Genomic DNA, 18,993 nt, shown 5'->3' on the forward strand with positions numbered 1-18,993 from the left:
TTATGTGATTTAAGTTTGTTAAATTATTTTTTGTTGTAAATAGTACTGTTCAAGCACCAACTAGTTTAATTGTTTTTAATGCACCTAGTGAAAGTAATTACACTATAACTAGCGATATGGTTAAACCCGTTAAATATAATGATTTTAATGATTGAGCAACTATTCCATGAAACTCTGCTTATTTTGATGTTGGCCAACCAGATTTAAAATTAGTTTCTGCTGTTGTACATAAAACTACTGATACTCCTTATTCAATTCAATTTCATTCTGATGTGGTAGGTAATTTTGATAGACGAGTTAGTGATTTGTCTACAAATTATGATTTTACAGAGCAAGATTTAAACCAGTTATCTCTTATTTTATTTAATCATAATTATATACAAACTGGTAAGTTTAATGAGTTAGTTTTTTGAAATTATAATGTTTCTAATAATTTAAGTTTTAAGTTGACTTTTGAAATTACAAAACCTTTGAGTTTTTATATACAAGGTTTTATGTTTTATATTTCTGCTGAATATTTTAGTTATTTTTCTTCTATTTATACATTTTCATTTTTAGATTATGAGGGTAATATTCGTTATAATTTTAAAGGTGTATTAAATGATAAAGATAGTGTTTATAATTTAGGAAAATATAATTTTGTTACTATGCCGGTTCGTGTTCCAAATTTAAAGCATTTAACAATTGATTTTGATTTATCTTCGTTAACTAATCGTGACGGTTTGCATGTTAAATTTGGTCAGATGAATATTTTTTCTTCCAAAGATATTGTTCCAGTACCACCAAATAGTCCTTTTAACCCTGAGTATGAACGTGTTAGTTGATATGATGTTTTTGGTCATCTGCGTAATGCTTTTAGATGAATACTTTATGGTGTTGTTGGTAAAGTTTTACCAGTTGAACCATTAAGACAATTTCTTTTTACAACAGATAGTTTATTACGACATATTTTTTCAGATACGATTAGTACTGCTTTAAATGTTGATATTGTTAGTGGAATAGAAAATATTATACCTTTATGGTTATTTGTTAGAGCAATTAGTTTAATTATAGGTTAGGAGTTTATTATGGAAAATAAAAGATTGTTTTGATGTGAAATTTTGATTACAGTTGTTGTTTGTTTTTAACATCATTAGTTACTGCATTATTTTTTAATTTTGATGTAGATAAATTAAAATTATTTTATGAAAATTCTGGTTTTGATGTTCAATTTTTATTGTTTATTTTTAATTTTATTTTTTCTTTTGTTTTTGGTTCATATTTTATGAAATTTTGTTTTTGAATTAAAAGTAAGTTTAAAAATAAAAATAAGGTGGTTAAATAATGCCTTGATATGGTTACGTGTTATTGGTTATAGGTTTGATTATGATTATTTATCCAATTCTTATAACTATTCGTAATGTTAAAATTTTAAAACGTGTAGGTAGTTATATTATTTCAGCGCCACCACGCACTGGTAAATCTGCTCTTGCTTGTTTTTTAGCACAAACTCATAAAAAACGAGTAGTTAGTCCTTTTCCTATTAAATTAAAAAATGGTTATTCTTATTTGGTTAATTATAATGATGTTTTTACTTTTAATCAGTTAGCAAGTAATTATGCTTTTGAGGAAGAAGATTTAATAATTTTAGATGAATTAGCATTAAAAATAAATTCTAATGATTTAGGAGTACAGTTTAAAAATCAACAAGAAAGTTTAGGACAATTTTGTAAGTTAATAGGTCACATGTTTAATGGTACAATGTATTTGATTGAACAACACCCTAATAGAATACCAGTACAAGCAAGAGAAAAAGTAGAGTATGTTGTGCAAGTTAAAAGAATGCGTTTTTTGGGCTTTGTTGTTATATTTAATCTTAATTTATATACTAATATTGAGGATTATAATAAAGTAGTGTTTTCACGACGTAGAACAAAGAAAATGATTAAAAAAGGCATAATGCCTCCAAGTTATAGCGGTGAAGCAATGGCTATGACTTTATTTTTTCCTAGACATTGGTTGAAAAGGTATAATTCTAGGGCTTTACATTATGTGCATGAACTTAAAAGTGAATTATCACCTAAGAAATACCTTAAAGAAGCAAGTAGTATCGATATGACTTATAGTGATATTAAATTTGCTGGTTTGGATAAATTGGATAATATTTTAAAGAAAAAAGATAAACTTAAAAATAAAGATAAATAAAAATGATTATAGTCCCAGTGAACCTACTGGGACTATAATTTGGGTGAGCCACGTAGTGGCGAGGGACGAAGTCCCTATATACTTGAATATTACTCTAAATGATAGTTATAAATCATTAAAAGTAATTAATACTATTTATGGGGGTACAAATATGAGAAGTATAAAAATAACATTAAAAATGATGAGTGCAATTACTTTAACTTCTATTAGCACAAGCTCAATTATTGCTTGTGAATATGATTCAATAAAAGTGCCTGATTTAAATTCTAGATATGCAAAATTATTAGGATGATATAATTCAGATAACTCAATAAGTTTAATCCAACAAAAATTAAGTTATGATAGTAATAACGAAAAATATTTAATTATTGCCGATGATTCATTAATTACACCCGATAATCTCTTTAAAAATAAATTATTAATTACAGGTTCTACTTCAAAAAAATATAAAGCAAGAAATGAGCATGCTGCAGCATTTTTACAAGAATTAGGATATACATCTGGTAATGAAAATCAGGATTATTCAAGTTATGATGTTAATGAAATTAGTAATTTAATTGCAAAAGTTAGAAATAGTAATCCAGGTAAAATTACAGAAAATAATGAAAATGACTTTCAAGTTAGTGACGGTACTTGTCAAATTGATATTGTAAACAAAGATGACAAAATTGATAAACTTATTACATCTTATACTATCAATACAAGCAAAAATAATCAATTAGGTATTAATAATATAATTATTACTAATATTATATTTAATAAAAGTACTTTAAAATTAACAACAGAAGAAGGTTTTAGACAAGGTAATCCGATTACTAGTTTTAAATTTTAATTTAAAACTAATGATAAACAAAAGCAATTTGATGAACTAGTTAAAATACTAAATACAAAAATTTCTACACAATTTTTTAGTGATAGTAACACTTGAACACCAGTAACAGGAAATTTTCCAAATTCAAAAGTTTTTTTAGAAATCCATTTTGGTAATGTAAGTATCCATAGAATTGATTGTGGAATAGCTCCTACAGAATAAATTAAATTTGATTTTCAACACTTTCAAAATTTTTAAAACCAACTTTCAACAAGATTACTTAAATGAAATTTTCAATAATATAAATAAACATATAAAAAAGTTATCAGAAATGATAACTTTTTATTAAATAAATTAAATATAAAACTTATATAATTACTTCAATTATGTTAATTTACTATAACTTGTATTGGATTTATTACTATCATTATACTTTTTTCTAAACATGGTTAAGACAATAAATTTTTATGTTCTAATTCTTCTCTTTTAAGTTGTTCTAAATAATTAGATACTTGTCTTTGATTATCACTTATATTTTTGATACAAGTTTCTAAATTACTTTTAATAATAGCCATTTTTTGTTCAATTAAACTTATCTCTACATTTAATATATTTATTTCTTACCCTCTATTCATCATTTTTTTCCTTTCAATCTAAACTCATTTATTTTAAAATAAAAACTATATTAAGTTTATAATAATTATAAATTAATAATTTTTAATTTTAATTTTTAAACTTACTTTGTATATCCTTTTTTAGTTATTTACTTAATTTATATAAAAAGATATTAAAAATGAGAGTATTATCTCTCATTTATCTTTTTAATAAAAATTAATATTTCAAAATTATATGATTAACAGTAAAACTATATAAATATAATCTGTTAAATTCTAACTAAAGGTTACACCTTGCAAGTTAATATTCCATACTCGATCACGGAAACATTTAACTGTATCAATGCTTCAATTAATGCTTACATAAACATTTTCTTCATCATGTCAAATATGAATATAACCATGTAATTCAAGAAAGGCTCCTCAAAATCCACCATCATAATAATAACTAAGCTCAAATATATTTTTGTTTCTATCATTATTAATATCATTAGTATTAATACTTAATTGCGAACCTTTTAATTTTTGATCAGTATAAGTATTACAATAAAGACTAAAATACGAATTATCACCAAAACTTAATTTACTAAACTTATTAGAAAAACTATCTCAATCTGGTGCATAATTTGTTCAATTAGATAATAGAGTAATATCGGGGCTGGTTCAAGTACTTTTTAATGAACCAACACTATTAGTTTCACTATAATTATAATTTAGTTGATCATTATTAATAATACTACTATCAATAGTAAAATCAGCAACTATCTTCCCTTTATAAATAGTTTCATCACCACTAATAGTTACTTGTTGATTAGTAATATCATCTTCACTAAATTTAATTGCATCTAACTTTACATTTGGATTACTTTTACTAATCGCAGTTTTAATTTCTTCAATATTTGGTTTTGATAATCCATTAGTTTTAATTGTTCCTAAATTTAAATTTTTAAAAACATCACTTAAAAGTTCTGTTTTATCACAATCATAAGTAACAACAATACTATCATTGCTATAAAATTTACCATCACCATTAATAACTGCACTATTATCAGTAATTTTATCAACTATAATTTTGCTTACATCAAGATTATAGTTAGCGGTTTTAAGTGCTGAAATTAATTGTCCTTTACTTGGTTTGTTTTGTCCAGGAATATTAAAAGTTGGTAATTTATTATTTAAAACACTATTGAAATCAATAAGTAAATTATCAATTACTACATTAGGACCAGTGTATACATATTGATTAATAGATTTAATAGTAACACTATTATTTTGCAACGTTACTTGAATAGCATTCATATTTAAGCTTGAATATTGTTTTTTCAATGCACTATTAACATCTTCTAAAGTTATTACTTTTCCTATAATAGCAATTTTATCTAATCCCTTATTAATAACGTCTTTAAGAGCAATTCTAATATCAAGATTTAAACTTAGTATTACTTTACCAGTATATTTTTTTTGATTTGTACTAGTAATAGTGGCACTATTAGTAGAAGTAATTTCTATTGCAATAAAAGAAGTATCTAACTTTTCTTGGTAAGTATCACGTAATGCTCTCATTACATCATTATTTGATGGTATATCATGACCACTAGTCTTAACCGTTAAATCTTTTTTATTAATAATAGTACTTAAATCAACACTATCATTAGTACTAAATGTAACTGTTACCTTACCAGTATAAAGAGGAATAATATCATCACCCGTAATACCTGTAATAGTTGCTTCTTTATTAGAAATAACGTCAATTTTAAGGCGATCCATTTCTAAATTAGAATATTTTTCTTTAATACGACTGTAAACAGCTTCCACAGTAGGTTTTTGACCACTAGTACTAAAATTACCAATGGATGCTCCATCAACAATTATTGTTCTAATATCAATAGTTTGGATTTGATAAGTAATTTTAATTTTATCTTGATTATAAAAAATACCATCACCAACAACAAAAGCATAATTAGTGGTTTTATTAATAATTTTAATATTATCAGTATGAAGTTCATGATTTAAAATAAATAGTTGTGATTTTAATTCATAATCTGTAGGTATTGTTCCTCGATGTTCCTCTGGTACAATTTTTAAATCTGTTTGTGTTAAATCTTTTTTTAAATCTTTTTTGAATATAGTTAGATTATTACATGCCGTTGTACTAGCAGTGACTGCACTTGATAATAATAATGCACCCATAAATGATAATGGTTTTTTCATATATACCTCATTTAAATATTGTAAAAAATTAATAATTATTTTAAAGTGATTATATCATAATTTAAAAAAAATTAAATTCTAGATTTTTAAATGATTTTATTAAAAAATAGCTTGTTATATATTTTACATTTTTAATGTATGTACTTTTAATGAAGGAGTTGAAATCGAAATATTTTGTACATCTTTATTAATTTTTTTAATAACAAAATTTGATATTTTATTATCATTTTCTAAGTTTTTCTTTACAAAAAATTGTTTTTTATAACATTCAAAATACTGTTCTTTTCAATATTTAACTATTTCTTTTTCTTTTTTATAAAGTTTAATAGAAAATTTATATCAAAATTTATTGATTGATAATTCTAACTCAAGATTATTAACTAAGAATTCATTATTTATATTTTTACTTAATAAAAAATTTTGATGTTCTAAAAGTTGAATTTTTATTTCTTGAAAATTATAATTTTGTTCTAAAATTGAATCTTTTATCATATCTATCTCTTCGTCACAATAGTTATTTCTATTAAATATGATTTCATTTAAAATTTCATTATTACGTTTATATAATTTTTTTATATTTAATATTTTTTCATTTATCTCTTTTAAATGTTCTTCTTTCATTTTTTTTCCTTTCAAAAAAATTCATTTATTTTAATTTTTAAAATAAACTATAAATAATAATAATAAATGATTATCTAAAAAACATAAAAAATGCTTTTAACACTATTAAAGTTTTTATTATTACTTTTTTTGAAATTTGACCTATTTTGAAATAATATAAAAGATTCTAAAGTTGACAAATTTTTTTTATTTTCTATACTGTATATAACTAAATATTAGTTTTTAATCCATTTACTTTCATAAAAAGTAAATGGGTTTTTATTTTGAAAGGAAAATTAAATATGCCAAAAAAATCAAATTTTGAAAAAAAAGATTGAAAAGAAAAAGAAAAATTTGATGAAGAAGAAATAATCAACTTAAGTATTTTTCATACAATAACAATTTTAGAAGTTTTAAATGATAATCCTATAATATTTTTTAAAAAATTAAATCATATTATTAAAGAACTATATATAGAAACTATTTTATTAAAAATGCCAAATACATATGGTTCAAATGCTAACTCAGAGTTTTATTATATAAATCAAAAAGCACAATATGATTACTTTTCAATTACTGTAAATATTGAACAAAAAACGTTAAAATTATTTTTTTGTTCAAAAAGTTTATACCTACAAGGATTTACTTTTGAAACAACTTATTATTATTTTGAAGACAGCACATTAATAAATCCTAATATAAAAAATATTTTTTGCCAATCTTTACCTTTTGTAGGAAGTTATGTAGCAAGTAATGGACTCCAGGCACATAATAATTATTCTTGACAAACAATACATAATGATTTTTTATTGTTAACAAATTCTAACTTAAATGAAAATCAAATTAAATGCTCATTAATAGGAGTAATTCTAACTACATCAGAAAGTATTCGTTTCAGAAGTGTTAAATATTTTATTCTTCAAAGTCAAAGACCTATAAATCCAATAATACAAAGTTGAGTTTTTTTTCAAAAAATTATAAGAAATTGAGATCGCGGAACACATAATGCTATTAATTATCTTTTAAATAATAAAGGTAACTTAAATAAATATTTTCACCAAGAATTAAGTAATAATGGATTAAGAATAATGGTTTTTAACACAAGCATGTATCATGCAATTAACAATTATCAAAATCCACCATTAATAACTCCAAATCAAAAATGAAAAATAAAAAAATTACAAGATTGAATAGATATCGGTATTAAAATCTGTGAAAAACAAAAATACGCTATTGCTAAAGAAATAAATAAATTTCAAAACTTAAATAATCTTATTGAAATACTGAAAAATTTTAAAAATGATATTATTACAAATAAAAAATTACAAGACGAAATAAAAACAGCAAAAGATTTTGCTGATAATATTATTGAAATAAATAAGGTTTTTGATATAAAGACAAACCCAGAAAATATAAAAAGTTGTTATATTTAAAAAATAAATTATTCTTTTATTTTAACTCTTTTGACTCAATTTCATCAATGTTGTTACTTCTTCTTCTGTCAAATAACGATATTCACCCATTGCTAAATCTTTTAAAGTAATATTAGCAACTTGTAAACGCTTTAAAGTAATTACTCTACTTCCTACTGCTTTAATCATACGTTTAACTTGTTGATTTTGTCCTTCATGAATAGTGAGATGTAGTAAAGTATTTTCTTTTTTTATATTTTTATAAATTATTTTAACAATAGCAGGAGAAGTTGTAAATGAAGTTGATAAAATAATACCGTCTTGTAGTTTTTTAATAGCATTTGATGACAAAATACCACTTGCCAATACTTCATATACCTTATCTATTTTATAACGAGGATGAATAATAGCATTAGTAAATTCACCATCATTAGTCATTAACAACAAACCTGAAGTATCAAAATCTAAACGACCGACTGGGTAAATTCTACTATTAATATTAGTAAAATAATTCATTACCGTTGGTCGATTTTTAGGATCACTTACTGTTGTTAAACAATTAGGTGGTTTATAAAATGCTAAATAAATATGATTAGATTGCTTAATAATTTGATTATTAACTTTAATAACATCACTACTTGTAACTTTAAAACCTAACGTTGTAATAATTTGCCCATTAACTGTTACTTGCCCATTAATAATTAGTAATTCTGCTTTTCGTCGTGAACATACTCCAGAATTAGCAATAACTTTTTGCAAGCGTTCTAAATCATTATTCATTAGTAAAGTTGTAGATTTCTTGTTCATCATTTTGGTTATTAAATTGAGGCAAAGTTGGCAATTGAGTTAAAGATTCGATATTAAAATGATCCATAAATTCATCAGTTAAATCATATAAAATTGGTTTTCCCGGTAATTCACTACGACCAATCTCGGTAATTAAATTTAAACTTTTTAGTTTAAAAATAATAGAATCACAATTTACACCACGAATATCTTCAATTTGTGGTTTAGTAACTGGATGATTATAAGCAATAATAGCTAGTGTTTCTAAAGCTGCTTGTGATAAACGTATTAAAGGTTGTTGTTTTAATACTTGATAGCGATTATAATGAATAGGTTTTGTTGTTAATTTATAAATATTACCAACTTTAATTAAACTTAAACCACTGGTATCATCATCATTTAATTTCATTTGTAAAGATGCAATTAAATTTTCAACAGTTTTTGGTTTTTTTGTTAATTCTAAATATTCAGCAAGTGTTAATAAATCAAGACCTTCATTGCCAGCAATAAATAATAAACCTTGTAAAACTGCTAATCTTTCGTTTGTTTTTCAATTGCTATTATTCATTTTTCTCACCTCGATAAATTACTGTAATTTCAGTAAAAGTATTAGTTTGTATAATATGTAACATTTGATGATTTGCAAGATCTAAAATTGCAATAAAAGTAATAATAAAATAATGTAAAGTTAATGTTTTAGTAAAAAATAATTGTTCTAAAGTAAAATGTTGCTTGGGATTTTTTTTCAGTAACTGTTTAATTTCTTTAGCTCGATCTTCAGCTGAAATTAAGTTTAATGCTAAATTAACTGGTAATTTATTTTCATTTTGTAGTCTATTAAATAAGTTTAACATTGCTTGTGTTAGTTTATTAACATTATTTTTTACCAAAATTGGTGTAATTTCATCAACTAAATATGTTTTTAAATCACTAGGTGCTTTTGTTAATAATTGGGTTCTATATACAGCCTGTTCTTTAAAATAATTACTTATTTCTTTAAATTTTTTATATTCTAATAAACGAGCAATTAATTTTTGACGATTAACTTCATTTTCATAAGCACTATCTACTACTAGTTCTTGTTTTGGTAATAATTGTTTTGATTGCAATTCTAATAAATAAGCAGCAATCGGTAAATATTCACTTACTAAATCAATGTTTTTAATTAATTCTTCATTAATAAAATGAACATATTGGTTAGTAACATCATTTAGATTTAAATCTAAAATATCAATATTTTTTTCTTTAATTAAATGCAAAAGCAAATCCATTGGTCCTTGAAAAGATTCAATTGTAATTACTGGTTGTAACATTATTCTCGTTCCCTCAATATCATTTTATACTTATTAATATTAATTATAACTTAATTTAATAGTACTTGATTAATCTTTAATAAATAAAAAAAACTTATTTTTATTTTTTTAATGATTAAAATAAGTTTTAAAAGTTATTATATTTTTAAATATTATTATTTAACTTCACGTAACGTAATATGAATATTTTCAGCAGATATTTCAAATTTTGAAGTTGTCTTTATATCTGGAAAGACTTTACTTAGATCATATTCTAATTTAAAGTTTAAATTAAAATAACCATTTTTTTCATTAGGATTAAGATTAAATCTACTTTCAGGATTAGTAATAGTTATTACATTATTTCATTTAGGAACAAGAATACTATAAATTTTATTAATATTAGCAAAATAACCATTTGTTATAACTTGTTCTTTTATTTTTCCATCTTTGTCATAATCTGAATACTTATCTGAAGCTTTTAGTAATTCCTTTACTGTATCAACTGTTCAGTCAGAAAATATTTTTGAAATTTGTGTTGTTGCATCAACAAAAGTTTGGTTAATCTTAATAGCAGTAGTACTTTCAATATCACCAGTATTAAAAGTAGAATTACCATCATTACCAACTAAGAAATCAATAGTAATATTACTAACATTACCATTAAATACAATTGATTTATCATCATTATTGGTCACCGTTGGATCTGTCATTTTAAATAAAGTTGATTTAGGAACATTTGAAAAATCACCTGAAAATTCAAAACTTAAACTTAAACCAGAATATTGAACTTTATCTTTAATGGCAACATTTAAATTTTGTTTAATATATGATAACTGAGTTCTAGCAATTTCTTCTTTTTCTTTTTTTTCTGCTCCTTTAATTTCTCCAGTTATTGGTAAATTTTCAACATTAATATTTAGATTACCTTTAGTAATTTCTTCTTTAATAAAGTCTCTAATTGCATCAGCTTTTTTTTGATCACTAGTATGACTTGTATCATTATTAATTGTAATTTTAATATCTTTAGTAACTGATGGTAAATTTAAATAAGAGATTTCCGCTTTTACTCATAAATGACCATTGACTAATTCACTACCAGTTGGTAAAACAAACTTAGGTTTGTCTTTTTCATCATTATCATTATCTTTTTTTGGAACATAGTCCATAATTTTGACATGTGCATCAGGGTGATATCAATTTGTTGGATGTTCATTGGTACTTTCTTTAAGTTTACTAGAGAAAAAGTTACCAATAGCTGTTTGCACAGAAGTATCTAATTCGCTAAAAATTTTACCTTTCATTTCTCCTATATTGGTATCATCTGATAAATTAAGATCAGCCTTAATTTGCACACTACTATCAGTAACAAAAGAGGCAGCAAAATTAAGAATATCCCTTGGAGTCATTTGATTATTTTCACTACCACAAGCAACAACTGTTACAACTGGTGTTGTTGCTAAAGCAAGTGTGCCCAGTAATTTCAATAAAGATTTCACAAAAACGCTCCTTATCATTTCATTTAATTAATATTTTTTAAAATACTGTAACATTATAAACAATTTTAAACTAAATTACATTATTATTTCTAAAATTATTGGTTTAATATCGTATTTTTTATTAGTAATCTGAAATGTAGAAATTGCCAAATCTAAAAATTGTTGATGAAAATGTTGATCTTTATTAGTATGGAGTTCCATAATTACACTATTTTTTTCAACTTTTTGACCATGAATTTGTTTTAAATAAATTCCTGCCACTGGATCAATGATATCAGTTTTAGTAGTTCTTCCTGCTCCTAATATTACTGATAATTCACCTAAAGCATAATTATTAGTAACATCTAAATAGCCCGATAATTGTGCCTTAACTTTAATAATATATTTAGCTGGTGGTAATTTATCAATATTATCAAGATATTTAGTATCTCCACCTTGACTTTTAACAAAATCATAAAAAATTTGTAGTGGTTTTTCACTAGTAAACATAGCATTAACTTTATCAATACCCTCTTTTAAGGTTTTTACGTTTTTAGCTCCCAATAAGGCTAAAGCTACTAAATTACTAACAAGAATTTTCAAATCTTCTGGTCCTTTATTTTTTAAACTTAAAATAACTTCTTGTAATTCTAATGCATTACCAATTGTTTGTCCTAAAGGCTTATTCATATCACTAATAATAGCATAAATTTTTTTATTAAAAGCTTTACCAATATGTACCATTAATTTTGCTAACTTTCTTGCAGTTACTATATCCTGAACAAAGGCACCTTTTCCACATTTAATGTCTAGTAAAATTAAATCAGCACCCATTGCTATTTTTTTAGACATAACACTAGCAGCAATTAATGGCAATGAATCAACTGTTCCTGAAACATCACGTAATGCATATAATTTTTTATCAGCAGGCACTAAATTACTAGTTTGACTAATAATACTCATACCAACTTTATTAACAACTTTAATAAAATCTGATATTTCCAAATCACATTTAAAATTTGGAATTATTTCCAGTTTATCAATAGTACCACCAGTAATACCCAATCCTCTTCCAGAAATTTTTGCAACCTTTAATCCACAAGCAGCAGCTAATGGACCAAATACTAAACTAGTTTTATCACCAACACCACCAGTTGAATGTTTATCAATACTAAAACCAGTAATTTGTGATAAATCCATGGTTTCACCATTATTAATAACGGCTTTTGTATATTCTACTAATTCATCATTAGTCATTCCCTGAAAATAAACAGCCATTGCTCAAGCACTAATTTGATAGTCTGGTATTGTTTCATTGACAATACCTTTTGTTAAAAATTTTAGTTCTTCTTTATTTAAACTTTGTCCTAATTTCTTTTTAGAGATTAAATCAATCATATACATTTTAATAAAACACCTTACTTTCTTTTTATTAAATAACAATTGCAATTGCAATTGCATTAGTTTCATTATGTGATAAAGATAAAAGTAATTGATAATTCTTAATGATAGTTATTGGTTGATTATATTGATTATAACTAATATCAATATTTTTAAATGTTAACTTTTCTTGTGGTAATGCCTTAAAAATTGCTTCTTTTAATGCTCATCTTCCTGCCAAAAATTCCTGTTGACGTTGTAAAGAATATTGATTAAAAAGTATAATTTCTTTCTTACTTAAAATTCTTTTAGCAAATTCTTCAATATTTTCTATTCGATTTACTTCAATAATATCTATACCTACACTACGCATTGTTAACTCCTTATATAAAATAAAAGGTTAAAACCCTAAAATCCTTGTTTTTATTATATAATTAATATGAAAGAAAGTGTGATATTAATTTCAATAAATCAAATAAATTTTGAAAAGATGGTGGTATATTAATGACATTTTACTTAAATCAAAAACAAAAATCATTAATTAAAGAACACTACCAAAACTATAAAGTTGATAATAAAAATAGTAGTTATGAATTATTTCAATATCATAATATAACAATTGAAATTTATCAAGAAAAAGTTATTTTTAAAGGTACTAAAGAGGATATTATTGCAGAATATCGTAGAATTTGAAATCAACTTGATGAAAATCAATCACCAGTCATTGGCAATGCTGAATTTGGTATTAATAATTTTTTTGGTCCACTTGTTATTATTAGTTCTTATATTGGTTCGGGTAATTTAGAAAAATTACGTTTACTTAACATTCGCGATTATAAAGACTTATCACAAAGTAAATTTATTGAATTAGCACAAGATATTATGAAAACAATTATTTTTGAGTCAGTAATCATTAACAATCGTAAATATAATCAATGAATTGATGCGGGTTATAGCCCCAATATTATTAAAACCTGAGGAGAAAATCAAGCATTAGTTCGTATGTTACAACATAGAATTCAATATGATACTATAGTTATTGATCAATATATTAATGAAGATACATATTACAAATACATTGAAAATATGAAAGATAATCGTAATAAAATTATTAAAGATAAAGTTCAATTTGTTACTAATGCAGAAAGTAAGTATTTAGCTATCGCTTGTAGTACTATTATTAGTCGTTATTTATTTTTAGAAGAAATTAAAAAAATAAAAGGTATTGACACTAATACAATTCCATTAGGTACTGGAAAAGAAGTTAATATATTTTTAGAAAAAATTAAAAATGAAAAAACAATTGAATTTAATAAATTTCTTGAACGTCATAGCAAAAAATCATTTACTGAATTTTTTAAATAAATAAAAAACTTAATTTTTATTAACTATATATAAAAAGATATTTTTTATTTAAAAACTATTAAATAAATGATATAATCCAAATCAGATATATGTTTAAATATATTTTTAAGTCCTATTTTGTTTTTATAAACAAAATAGGACTTTTATACTTAAAGGAGAAAATAAAATGCCAAAAGAAGAAAAAAAACCTTTATTAGAAAAAAATAAACATACTAATTATGGAATTACCCAGCAACAATCTTCTATAAATAATAGTAATTCAAGTAGTACTGAAAGTCTTAATAGTTCAAGTACAATCATCGAAATAGAAGATAGTGAAGAAAATAATTGAATAAATTGTAGTAGTCGTTATGGAGGAACAACACAAAAAAAACTCGATGATAATGGAAATTGAAAATATGAAACCCAAATTAAAAATAACTTTGATAGTTTAACTTTTTTTAATGAAAGCACTATTACCATTAATAACAATCAATACTGACAAAAACTAACATTTGTTGAAAAAAATGGAACAGTAATTATAGTGATTTTAGAATTATTAAAAATAAACTTTAATAGAAATACAATAGAAATATATAAAAAAGAATACAATGATGTTGATGAATATATTGATGATAATTTAGATTTAAAAACTTTTCAAAAAAAAGAAAGAAGATTATCACCCGAAGATCAATTCTTAGAAGGTATTACTATAAAAACTATTAATAATCTTAATAAATTTATAACAAATACCAACTCACTTAATGAACAATTAAAATTATTTAAAGAAAATTCTAATAATAGAGATTTAAATGTTTTATTAAAATTATATAAATATTTAACAATAATACAAAATTTTATTGATCAAACAAAACCAGGAATAATAAGAAATATTGCATATAAATTTTTAGGATTATTAGAAATTTATATTGGACTTACTGGTAAAAATTTACAAAGAGTAGTTTCTAATTTTCCCATTGATGGTAAAGAACACACATCCCAAGATTATATTGATGCTATATTTTGAAATTGACAAAATTATGTTATGGTATTACTTGATACTGCACTTGGCACATTTTTCACCTCAGCAGCTTCAAGTTGATCACGAGATGTTTTTTTTAATAAAAAAAACAAAACAAATCCCATTGAAATCAATCAATTTAATACCAGTGACTTTGAAAAATATAAAGAAATATTTGAAACACTTTTATTTGAAGAAGACCATCAAAAATTAATGAAATATTTTTCAAATATTTCCATACTTAATGATTTAATACAGAAATTTAATCAAATTGAAAATTGTGTAGAAACAGAATTTGAATATCATCCAAATTTTAAAAAAGAAATTGAACGAATTAAAAAACTAATTATTAATTCACAAACAGAAAATAATAATGCTAATAATGATATTGAAATTAAACAAGTAATATCTTTAGCAAATAAAACAATTAAAACTATGGAACAACAAAATAATAAACCAATAGCATTAGTAACTAATTGAGGACGTAATCTTTTAGTTAATTTAACTTTAGAAACACTAACATGGGCAGGTAGTCATATTATTCTAACTGGTTCATCAGAAAATACTTCTAAAGAAGATTTTAATTTACATGATTGAATCACGAAAGACATTTTTACTACAGGTGCTTTAGCAGCAAATATAAGTCGTTATTTTGTTATGAGACCAATTAATAATATTTTTAAATCGGGTTTAACAAACTTAGGAATTCCAACTAATCTTTGTCCTGAAAAACTTTCAAAATGAGTTGAAAAACAAACTAGATATAAAAAAATATTAATGGCAATCCCTTTATTTTTATCAGTCACTTGTACTGTTAATGCTGTTAAAACAGAAGCTGCATTAGTTACTGAATATGGATTTCAAAAAGCCACAAAATTATTTTATGAAAAATTTGTTAGATGAACAACATTAGGATTTTCAATTGGTGTAACAGCAATTGATATGATTGCTTTTGCTATTTCTGATTTTTATAAAGATGTATTTAATCAACCAATAACTATAAAAAAAATAACAGCAATATTAACTAGTTGTTGTGGATTTACTAAAAAAGAAGCAGTTTTTCTTGAAAAACATTTAGAAAAATTAGAAAACAATGGGAAATTCACAACTTTTGATGAATTGTTTAAAAAATATCAGGAAGAAGAATTTGAAGATTCTGGTATTGAAGAAGTTTTATCACAACAAATAGAATCAGAAAAATCATCAAATGAAAAAGAAACTGATGACGAAACATCAATAGAAGAATTTTCTATTGACAATCCATATGAATTTGCAAATGATATAAATAACCAACCATCAACAAGTACAGGAATATACCATCCAATGCTATTCAATTAAAAGCACTATTTAAATTTAATTTTTAGTCACTCTTTTAAAAAGAGTGACTTTTTTAATATTTTATATTTATTTTTTTTCTAAAAAATGTACACTGATTTTGGATATTTTAGATGTATAAGAATAAATATACCAAAAAAGTAGTGAGAAAGGGATTTTTATGGATGAAAAAAATAAAAGAGAAAAAGAAATAGCAAGAATAAAAGAAAAAATTGCAGCTAATAAATTAAAAAAAGAATCCGAAAAAGCTGAAAAAGAAAGACAACAACAAGAAATCGAAAATAAGAAAAAAAATGAAAATAAAAAAACTTTATAAAATTAATATTTAAAGAAAAAATCACTTAATTATTAAGTGATTTTTTTATAAAAATGATTAATTTTAATATGGACGGTTGTCAAAGGACGTATGAGATTAACCCTTAGAATTATTAGTAATATTAACAATATAACTGCAAATTCTATGATTTGTTAATTAAATTATACCATAAATTTTAAAAATGTTAAAAAATATAATTACAAAATTACATTTAAATAACACAAAAATTCTAATCTTAAAATTAGTTTTTAAAAATATTAAATTGTATTAATTTAAGTACTATTAAGATAACTTCTATAATTTAAATAATTTGCTTTTGCTATTAATATATTATTTAATGTTTGATAATTATATATTTTTGCTCCATTAGTTAAAGATTTTAAAAAATGATATACATCACTTTCTGCAGAACATCCAATATTTCAATCAGCATTTTGATTAATAATTCCTTGTTCATTATTTTTAAAATAATTATAAGTTTTTTTAGTAACTTTATTATGATTATTTTCTAAAATAGTAATTAATCCATTATAATTACCATTTGAAAAAGTAGTTGTTACATCTAAATACTTTGTTCAATCAAGTGCTTTTTTTTGATGTTTACCACGAACATTAACAAAAGATTTTCATAAATAACTATAAGCATGATATTTATCTAAAATATAATAACAACCCAATCAACTAGCCATTGCTCTAATTCATAATGCACCATCCCCAGCAACTACTAAATTATAATTATTATATTCTCAATTAATAGCAAATATATTTAATTTAATATCATAATGATATTAGGGAGGTTCCCAAAAAAGTAGGAAGATAAATTACTAGATAAATAAATTCTTTTGAATATTACCATTTCAAAATGATGATAGACAAATTAAATTCTCTTTTACCCTTAAATTTATATTCGACGTATTTTAAAAAATATAGATTTTATAAGATAAAATAAAAATTATTCTCAAAGGAAAAAGACAAGAAATAATCTTGTCTTTTTTTGTAATTGTAAAATTTTAAAATTTTTATTATTAACACCCTTTAAATATCTACTACACGCAGTGACCAAGTAGGAGAAAGTTAATAATTAATAACCCTCTTTAACACTATTATCAACACGTGTTAGGGAATTAAAACAGTGAACTACAACACAGTTGTTAAAAATAGTGGCCAAAACATGTGGACTTGCATGGATAAATAAAAAGTGGAGTGATACCTAATAAAATATACTAACCAGTAATGGTAATTCTTGGGGTGGGAGCGAATTGGAAACTAGTATATATAGACCTACTAGGGAACCTACTATATTAATTCTATTCTTTATTTAACCAACCTTGCCACCCCCCAGTGAGCAAGCGTTGGTTTTATTTTTTTTGAAAATTTTTTTGGGCGAAAAAATAAATTTCAAACTTGTAAAAAAAATTGAGCGGTGCCGGTTCAATTAAAATATTAATTTGTTTAACACAAATTAAATAAATATTGAATCGAATGCCTCGATTTCTTTTTAAAATTTCACAATTTATTTTTGAGCCCAGAATTTCTGGAATGAATAAAACTAATAGTATTAATAATATAAAAATAAAAATATATATTCTTTATGCTACAAGCAACAGAATATATTAGAAAAGAAAGTAAAAATGGAAGAAAAAGAAAAGAAAGAATTAATAGAACAAAAAATCAAAATAGCAAAAGAACATCAAAAAAAGTGATTAAAAATAAAAATAATTATTACTTTAATTTCAACTTTAATTGGATTAATAATTTTATTAATTACTGTAAGTAAAAATTAAAGAAATAAATAAAGTTATGAATATTAATGAAAATAAAAAATGTGAATTAAGAATTTGTAAAAATAAAGTTTGAAAAGATTGTATTAATAATTCTACTAAAACTATTAAATATAAAAATTGACCAATACCTTATTTAATATGTGACAGTTGTTATCACAAACTACCTAAATACCTTAAACAAACAGCAAAAATAATTGAAAAGGATATTTTGATTATGAATAAAACTAAAAAAAGAAGAAAAAGATGTGTTGAATGTAATGAATTATATGAAGATAACAAAATCAATATGCTTTATCACTTTAAAACAGAATTAGAAGCAGAACAACATAATACTAAAAAATATGAAGATAATTATGATATTGAAAAACATTTAGATTATACAAAATCATATGGATATGTTTGTGATTGATGTAGAGATGATTAAT

At 23.3% G+C, this 18,993-nt stretch carries 21 protein-coding genes; 11 read left to right on the forward strand and 10 right to left on the reverse strand.

Annotation, left to right across the window (positions count from 1 at the left end):
- The first annotated feature begins 2 nt into the window (after positions 1 to 2).
- The 4 genes from AACK83_RS04890 (at position 3) to AACK83_RS04905 (ending at position 3,016) form a co-directional block, all read left to right on the forward strand.
- On the forward strand, positions 3 to 1,058 hold the full coding sequence (locus AACK83_RS04890; protein WP_338956741.1) for a hypothetical protein: 1,056 nt from the start codon (positions 3 to 5) through the stop codon (positions 1,056 to 1,058).
- 32 nt (positions 1,059 to 1,090) lie between these two features.
- Positions 1,091 to 1,324: a hypothetical protein gene (locus AACK83_RS04895; protein ID WP_338956739.1), complete on the forward strand. Its 234-nt coding sequence runs from the start codon at positions 1,091 to 1,093 to the stop codon at positions 1,322 to 1,324.
- Positions 1,324 to 2,184 (forward strand): hypothetical protein, encoded by an 861-nt coding sequence (locus AACK83_RS04900; RefSeq protein ID WP_338959649.1) that lies wholly within the window; start codon positions 1,324 to 1,326, stop codon positions 2,182 to 2,184. Before AACK83_RS04895 ends, AACK83_RS04900 begins: the two co-directional genes overlap by 1 nt.
- Positions 2,185 to 2,335: 151 nt before the next feature.
- Positions 2,336 to 3,016 (forward strand): hypothetical protein, encoded by a 681-nt coding sequence (locus AACK83_RS04905; protein WP_338959652.1) that lies wholly within the window; start codon positions 2,336 to 2,338, stop codon positions 3,014 to 3,016.
- Between the two features lie 428 nt (positions 3,017 to 3,444).
- Here AACK83_RS04905 and AACK83_RS04910 read toward each other — a convergent pair whose 3' ends face one another.
- The 3 genes from AACK83_RS04910 to AACK83_RS04920 form a co-directional block, all read right to left on the reverse strand.
- On the reverse strand, positions 3,445 to 3,570 hold the full coding sequence (locus tag AACK83_RS04910) for a hypothetical protein (RefSeq protein WP_338959655.1): 126 nt from the start codon (positions 3,568 to 3,570) through the stop codon (positions 3,445 to 3,447).
- Between the two features lie 315 nt (positions 3,571 to 3,885).
- Positions 3,886 to 5,820, reverse strand: a complete 1,935-nt coding sequence (locus AACK83_RS04915) for a hypothetical protein (protein ID WP_338959657.1) — start codon at positions 5,818 to 5,820, stop codon at positions 3,886 to 3,888.
- A gap of 123 nt (positions 5,821 to 5,943) precedes the next feature.
- Complete coding sequence (locus AACK83_RS04920; RefSeq protein WP_338959305.1) at positions 5,944 to 6,441, reverse strand: hypothetical protein; 498 nt, start codon at positions 6,439 to 6,441, stop codon at positions 5,944 to 5,946.
- A gap of 281 nt (positions 6,442 to 6,722) precedes the next feature.
- Here AACK83_RS04920 and AACK83_RS04925 point away from each other — a divergent pair, with 281 nt between their 5' ends.
- Positions 6,723 to 7,853 (forward strand): ribosome-inactivating family protein, encoded by a 1,131-nt coding sequence (locus tag AACK83_RS04925; protein WP_338959660.1) that lies wholly within the window; start codon positions 6,723 to 6,725, stop codon positions 7,851 to 7,853.
- A 21-nt stretch (positions 7,854 to 7,874) separates the two neighbouring features.
- Here the strand turns inward: AACK83_RS04925 and AACK83_RS04930 are convergent, their stop codons facing one another.
- From AACK83_RS04930 to acpS, 6 genes are all read right to left on the reverse strand, one after another.
- A complete protein-coding gene (locus tag AACK83_RS04930; protein WP_338959663.1) occupies positions 7,875 to 8,612 on the reverse strand; it encodes a pseudouridine synthase in 738 nt (245 codons plus the stop codon).
- Positions 8,605 to 9,186: an SMC-Scp complex subunit ScpB gene (scpB, locus tag AACK83_RS04935; protein WP_286641535.1), complete on the reverse strand. Its 582-nt coding sequence runs from the start codon at positions 9,184 to 9,186 to the stop codon at positions 8,605 to 8,607. Before scpB ends, AACK83_RS04930 begins: the two co-directional genes overlap by 8 nt.
- Entirely contained in the window at positions 9,179 to 9,931 is a 753-nt protein-coding gene (locus tag AACK83_RS04940; RefSeq protein WP_252319677.1) for a segregation/condensation protein A, read from the reverse strand. Before AACK83_RS04940 ends, scpB begins: the two co-directional genes overlap by 8 nt.
- Positions 9,932 to 10,086: 155 nt before the next feature.
- Positions 10,087 to 11,409 carry a hypothetical protein gene (locus tag AACK83_RS04945; protein ID WP_338959667.1) on the reverse strand — a complete coding sequence of 441 codons (1,323 nt, stop codon included), beginning with the start codon at positions 11,407 to 11,409 and terminating at the stop codon, positions 10,087 to 10,089.
- Positions 11,410 to 11,484: 75 nt separating this feature from the next.
- Positions 11,485 to 12,792 carry a thymidine phosphorylase gene (locus AACK83_RS04950; RefSeq protein ID WP_338959669.1) on the reverse strand — a complete coding sequence of 436 codons (1,308 nt, stop codon included), beginning with the start codon at positions 12,790 to 12,792 and terminating at the stop codon, positions 11,485 to 11,487.
- 28 nt (positions 12,793 to 12,820) lie between these two features.
- On the reverse strand, positions 12,821 to 13,141 hold the full coding sequence (gene acpS, locus AACK83_RS04955; RefSeq protein WP_174479919.1) for a holo-ACP synthase: 321 nt from the start codon (positions 13,139 to 13,141) through the stop codon (positions 12,821 to 12,823).
- Positions 13,142 to 13,272: 131 nt separating this feature from the next.
- On the opposite strand from acpS, the gene AACK83_RS04960 reads away from it, so the two are divergent.
- The 3 genes from AACK83_RS04960 (at position 13,273) to AACK83_RS04970 (ending at position 16,784) form a co-directional block, all read left to right on the forward strand.
- The gene (locus AACK83_RS04960; RefSeq protein ID WP_252319664.1) at positions 13,273 to 14,133 is read left to right on the forward strand and encodes a ribonuclease HIII; all 861 of its coding nucleotides are present in this window, start codon (positions 13,273 to 13,275) and stop codon (positions 14,131 to 14,133) included.
- Between the two features lie 166 nt (positions 14,134 to 14,299).
- Positions 14,300 to 16,471 (forward strand): hypothetical protein, encoded by a 2,172-nt coding sequence (locus AACK83_RS04965; RefSeq protein ID WP_338959673.1) that lies wholly within the window; start codon positions 14,300 to 14,302, stop codon positions 16,469 to 16,471.
- A gap of 157 nt (positions 16,472 to 16,628) precedes the next feature.
- A complete protein-coding gene (locus tag AACK83_RS04970; protein WP_174479916.1) occupies positions 16,629 to 16,784 on the forward strand; it encodes a hypothetical protein in 156 nt (51 codons plus the stop codon).
- A gap of 272 nt (positions 16,785 to 17,056) precedes the next feature.
- Here the strand turns inward: AACK83_RS04970 and AACK83_RS04975 are convergent, their stop codons facing one another.
- A complete protein-coding gene (locus AACK83_RS04975; RefSeq protein ID WP_338959675.1) occupies positions 17,057 to 17,473 on the reverse strand; it encodes a hypothetical protein in 417 nt (138 codons plus the stop codon).
- Positions 17,474 to 18,257: 784 nt separating this feature from the next.
- Here AACK83_RS04975 and AACK83_RS04980 point away from each other — a divergent pair.
- From AACK83_RS04980 to AACK83_RS04990, 3 genes are read left to right on the forward strand one after another with little or no spacing between them, the layout of a single operon-like run.
- Positions 18,258 to 18,401 carry a hypothetical protein gene (locus AACK83_RS04980; protein WP_338957035.1) on the forward strand — a complete coding sequence of 48 codons (144 nt, stop codon included), beginning with the start codon at positions 18,258 to 18,260 and terminating at the stop codon, positions 18,399 to 18,401.
- A gap of 14 nt (positions 18,402 to 18,415) precedes the next feature.
- Complete coding sequence (locus AACK83_RS04985; protein ID WP_338957033.1) at positions 18,416 to 18,568, forward strand: hypothetical protein; 153 nt, start codon at positions 18,416 to 18,418, stop codon at positions 18,566 to 18,568.
- A gap of 16 nt (positions 18,569 to 18,584) precedes the next feature.
- Complete coding sequence (locus AACK83_RS04990) at positions 18,585 to 18,992, forward strand: hypothetical protein (RefSeq protein ID WP_338957031.1); 408 nt, start codon at positions 18,585 to 18,587, stop codon at positions 18,990 to 18,992.
- The last annotated feature ends 1 nt before the right edge of the window (position 18,993 follow it).

This window comes from Spiroplasma endosymbiont of Tiphia femorata (assembly GCF_964020225.1).
Lineage (GTDB): Bacteria > Bacillota_I > Bacilli_A > Mycoplasmatales > VBWQ01 > Spiroplasma_E.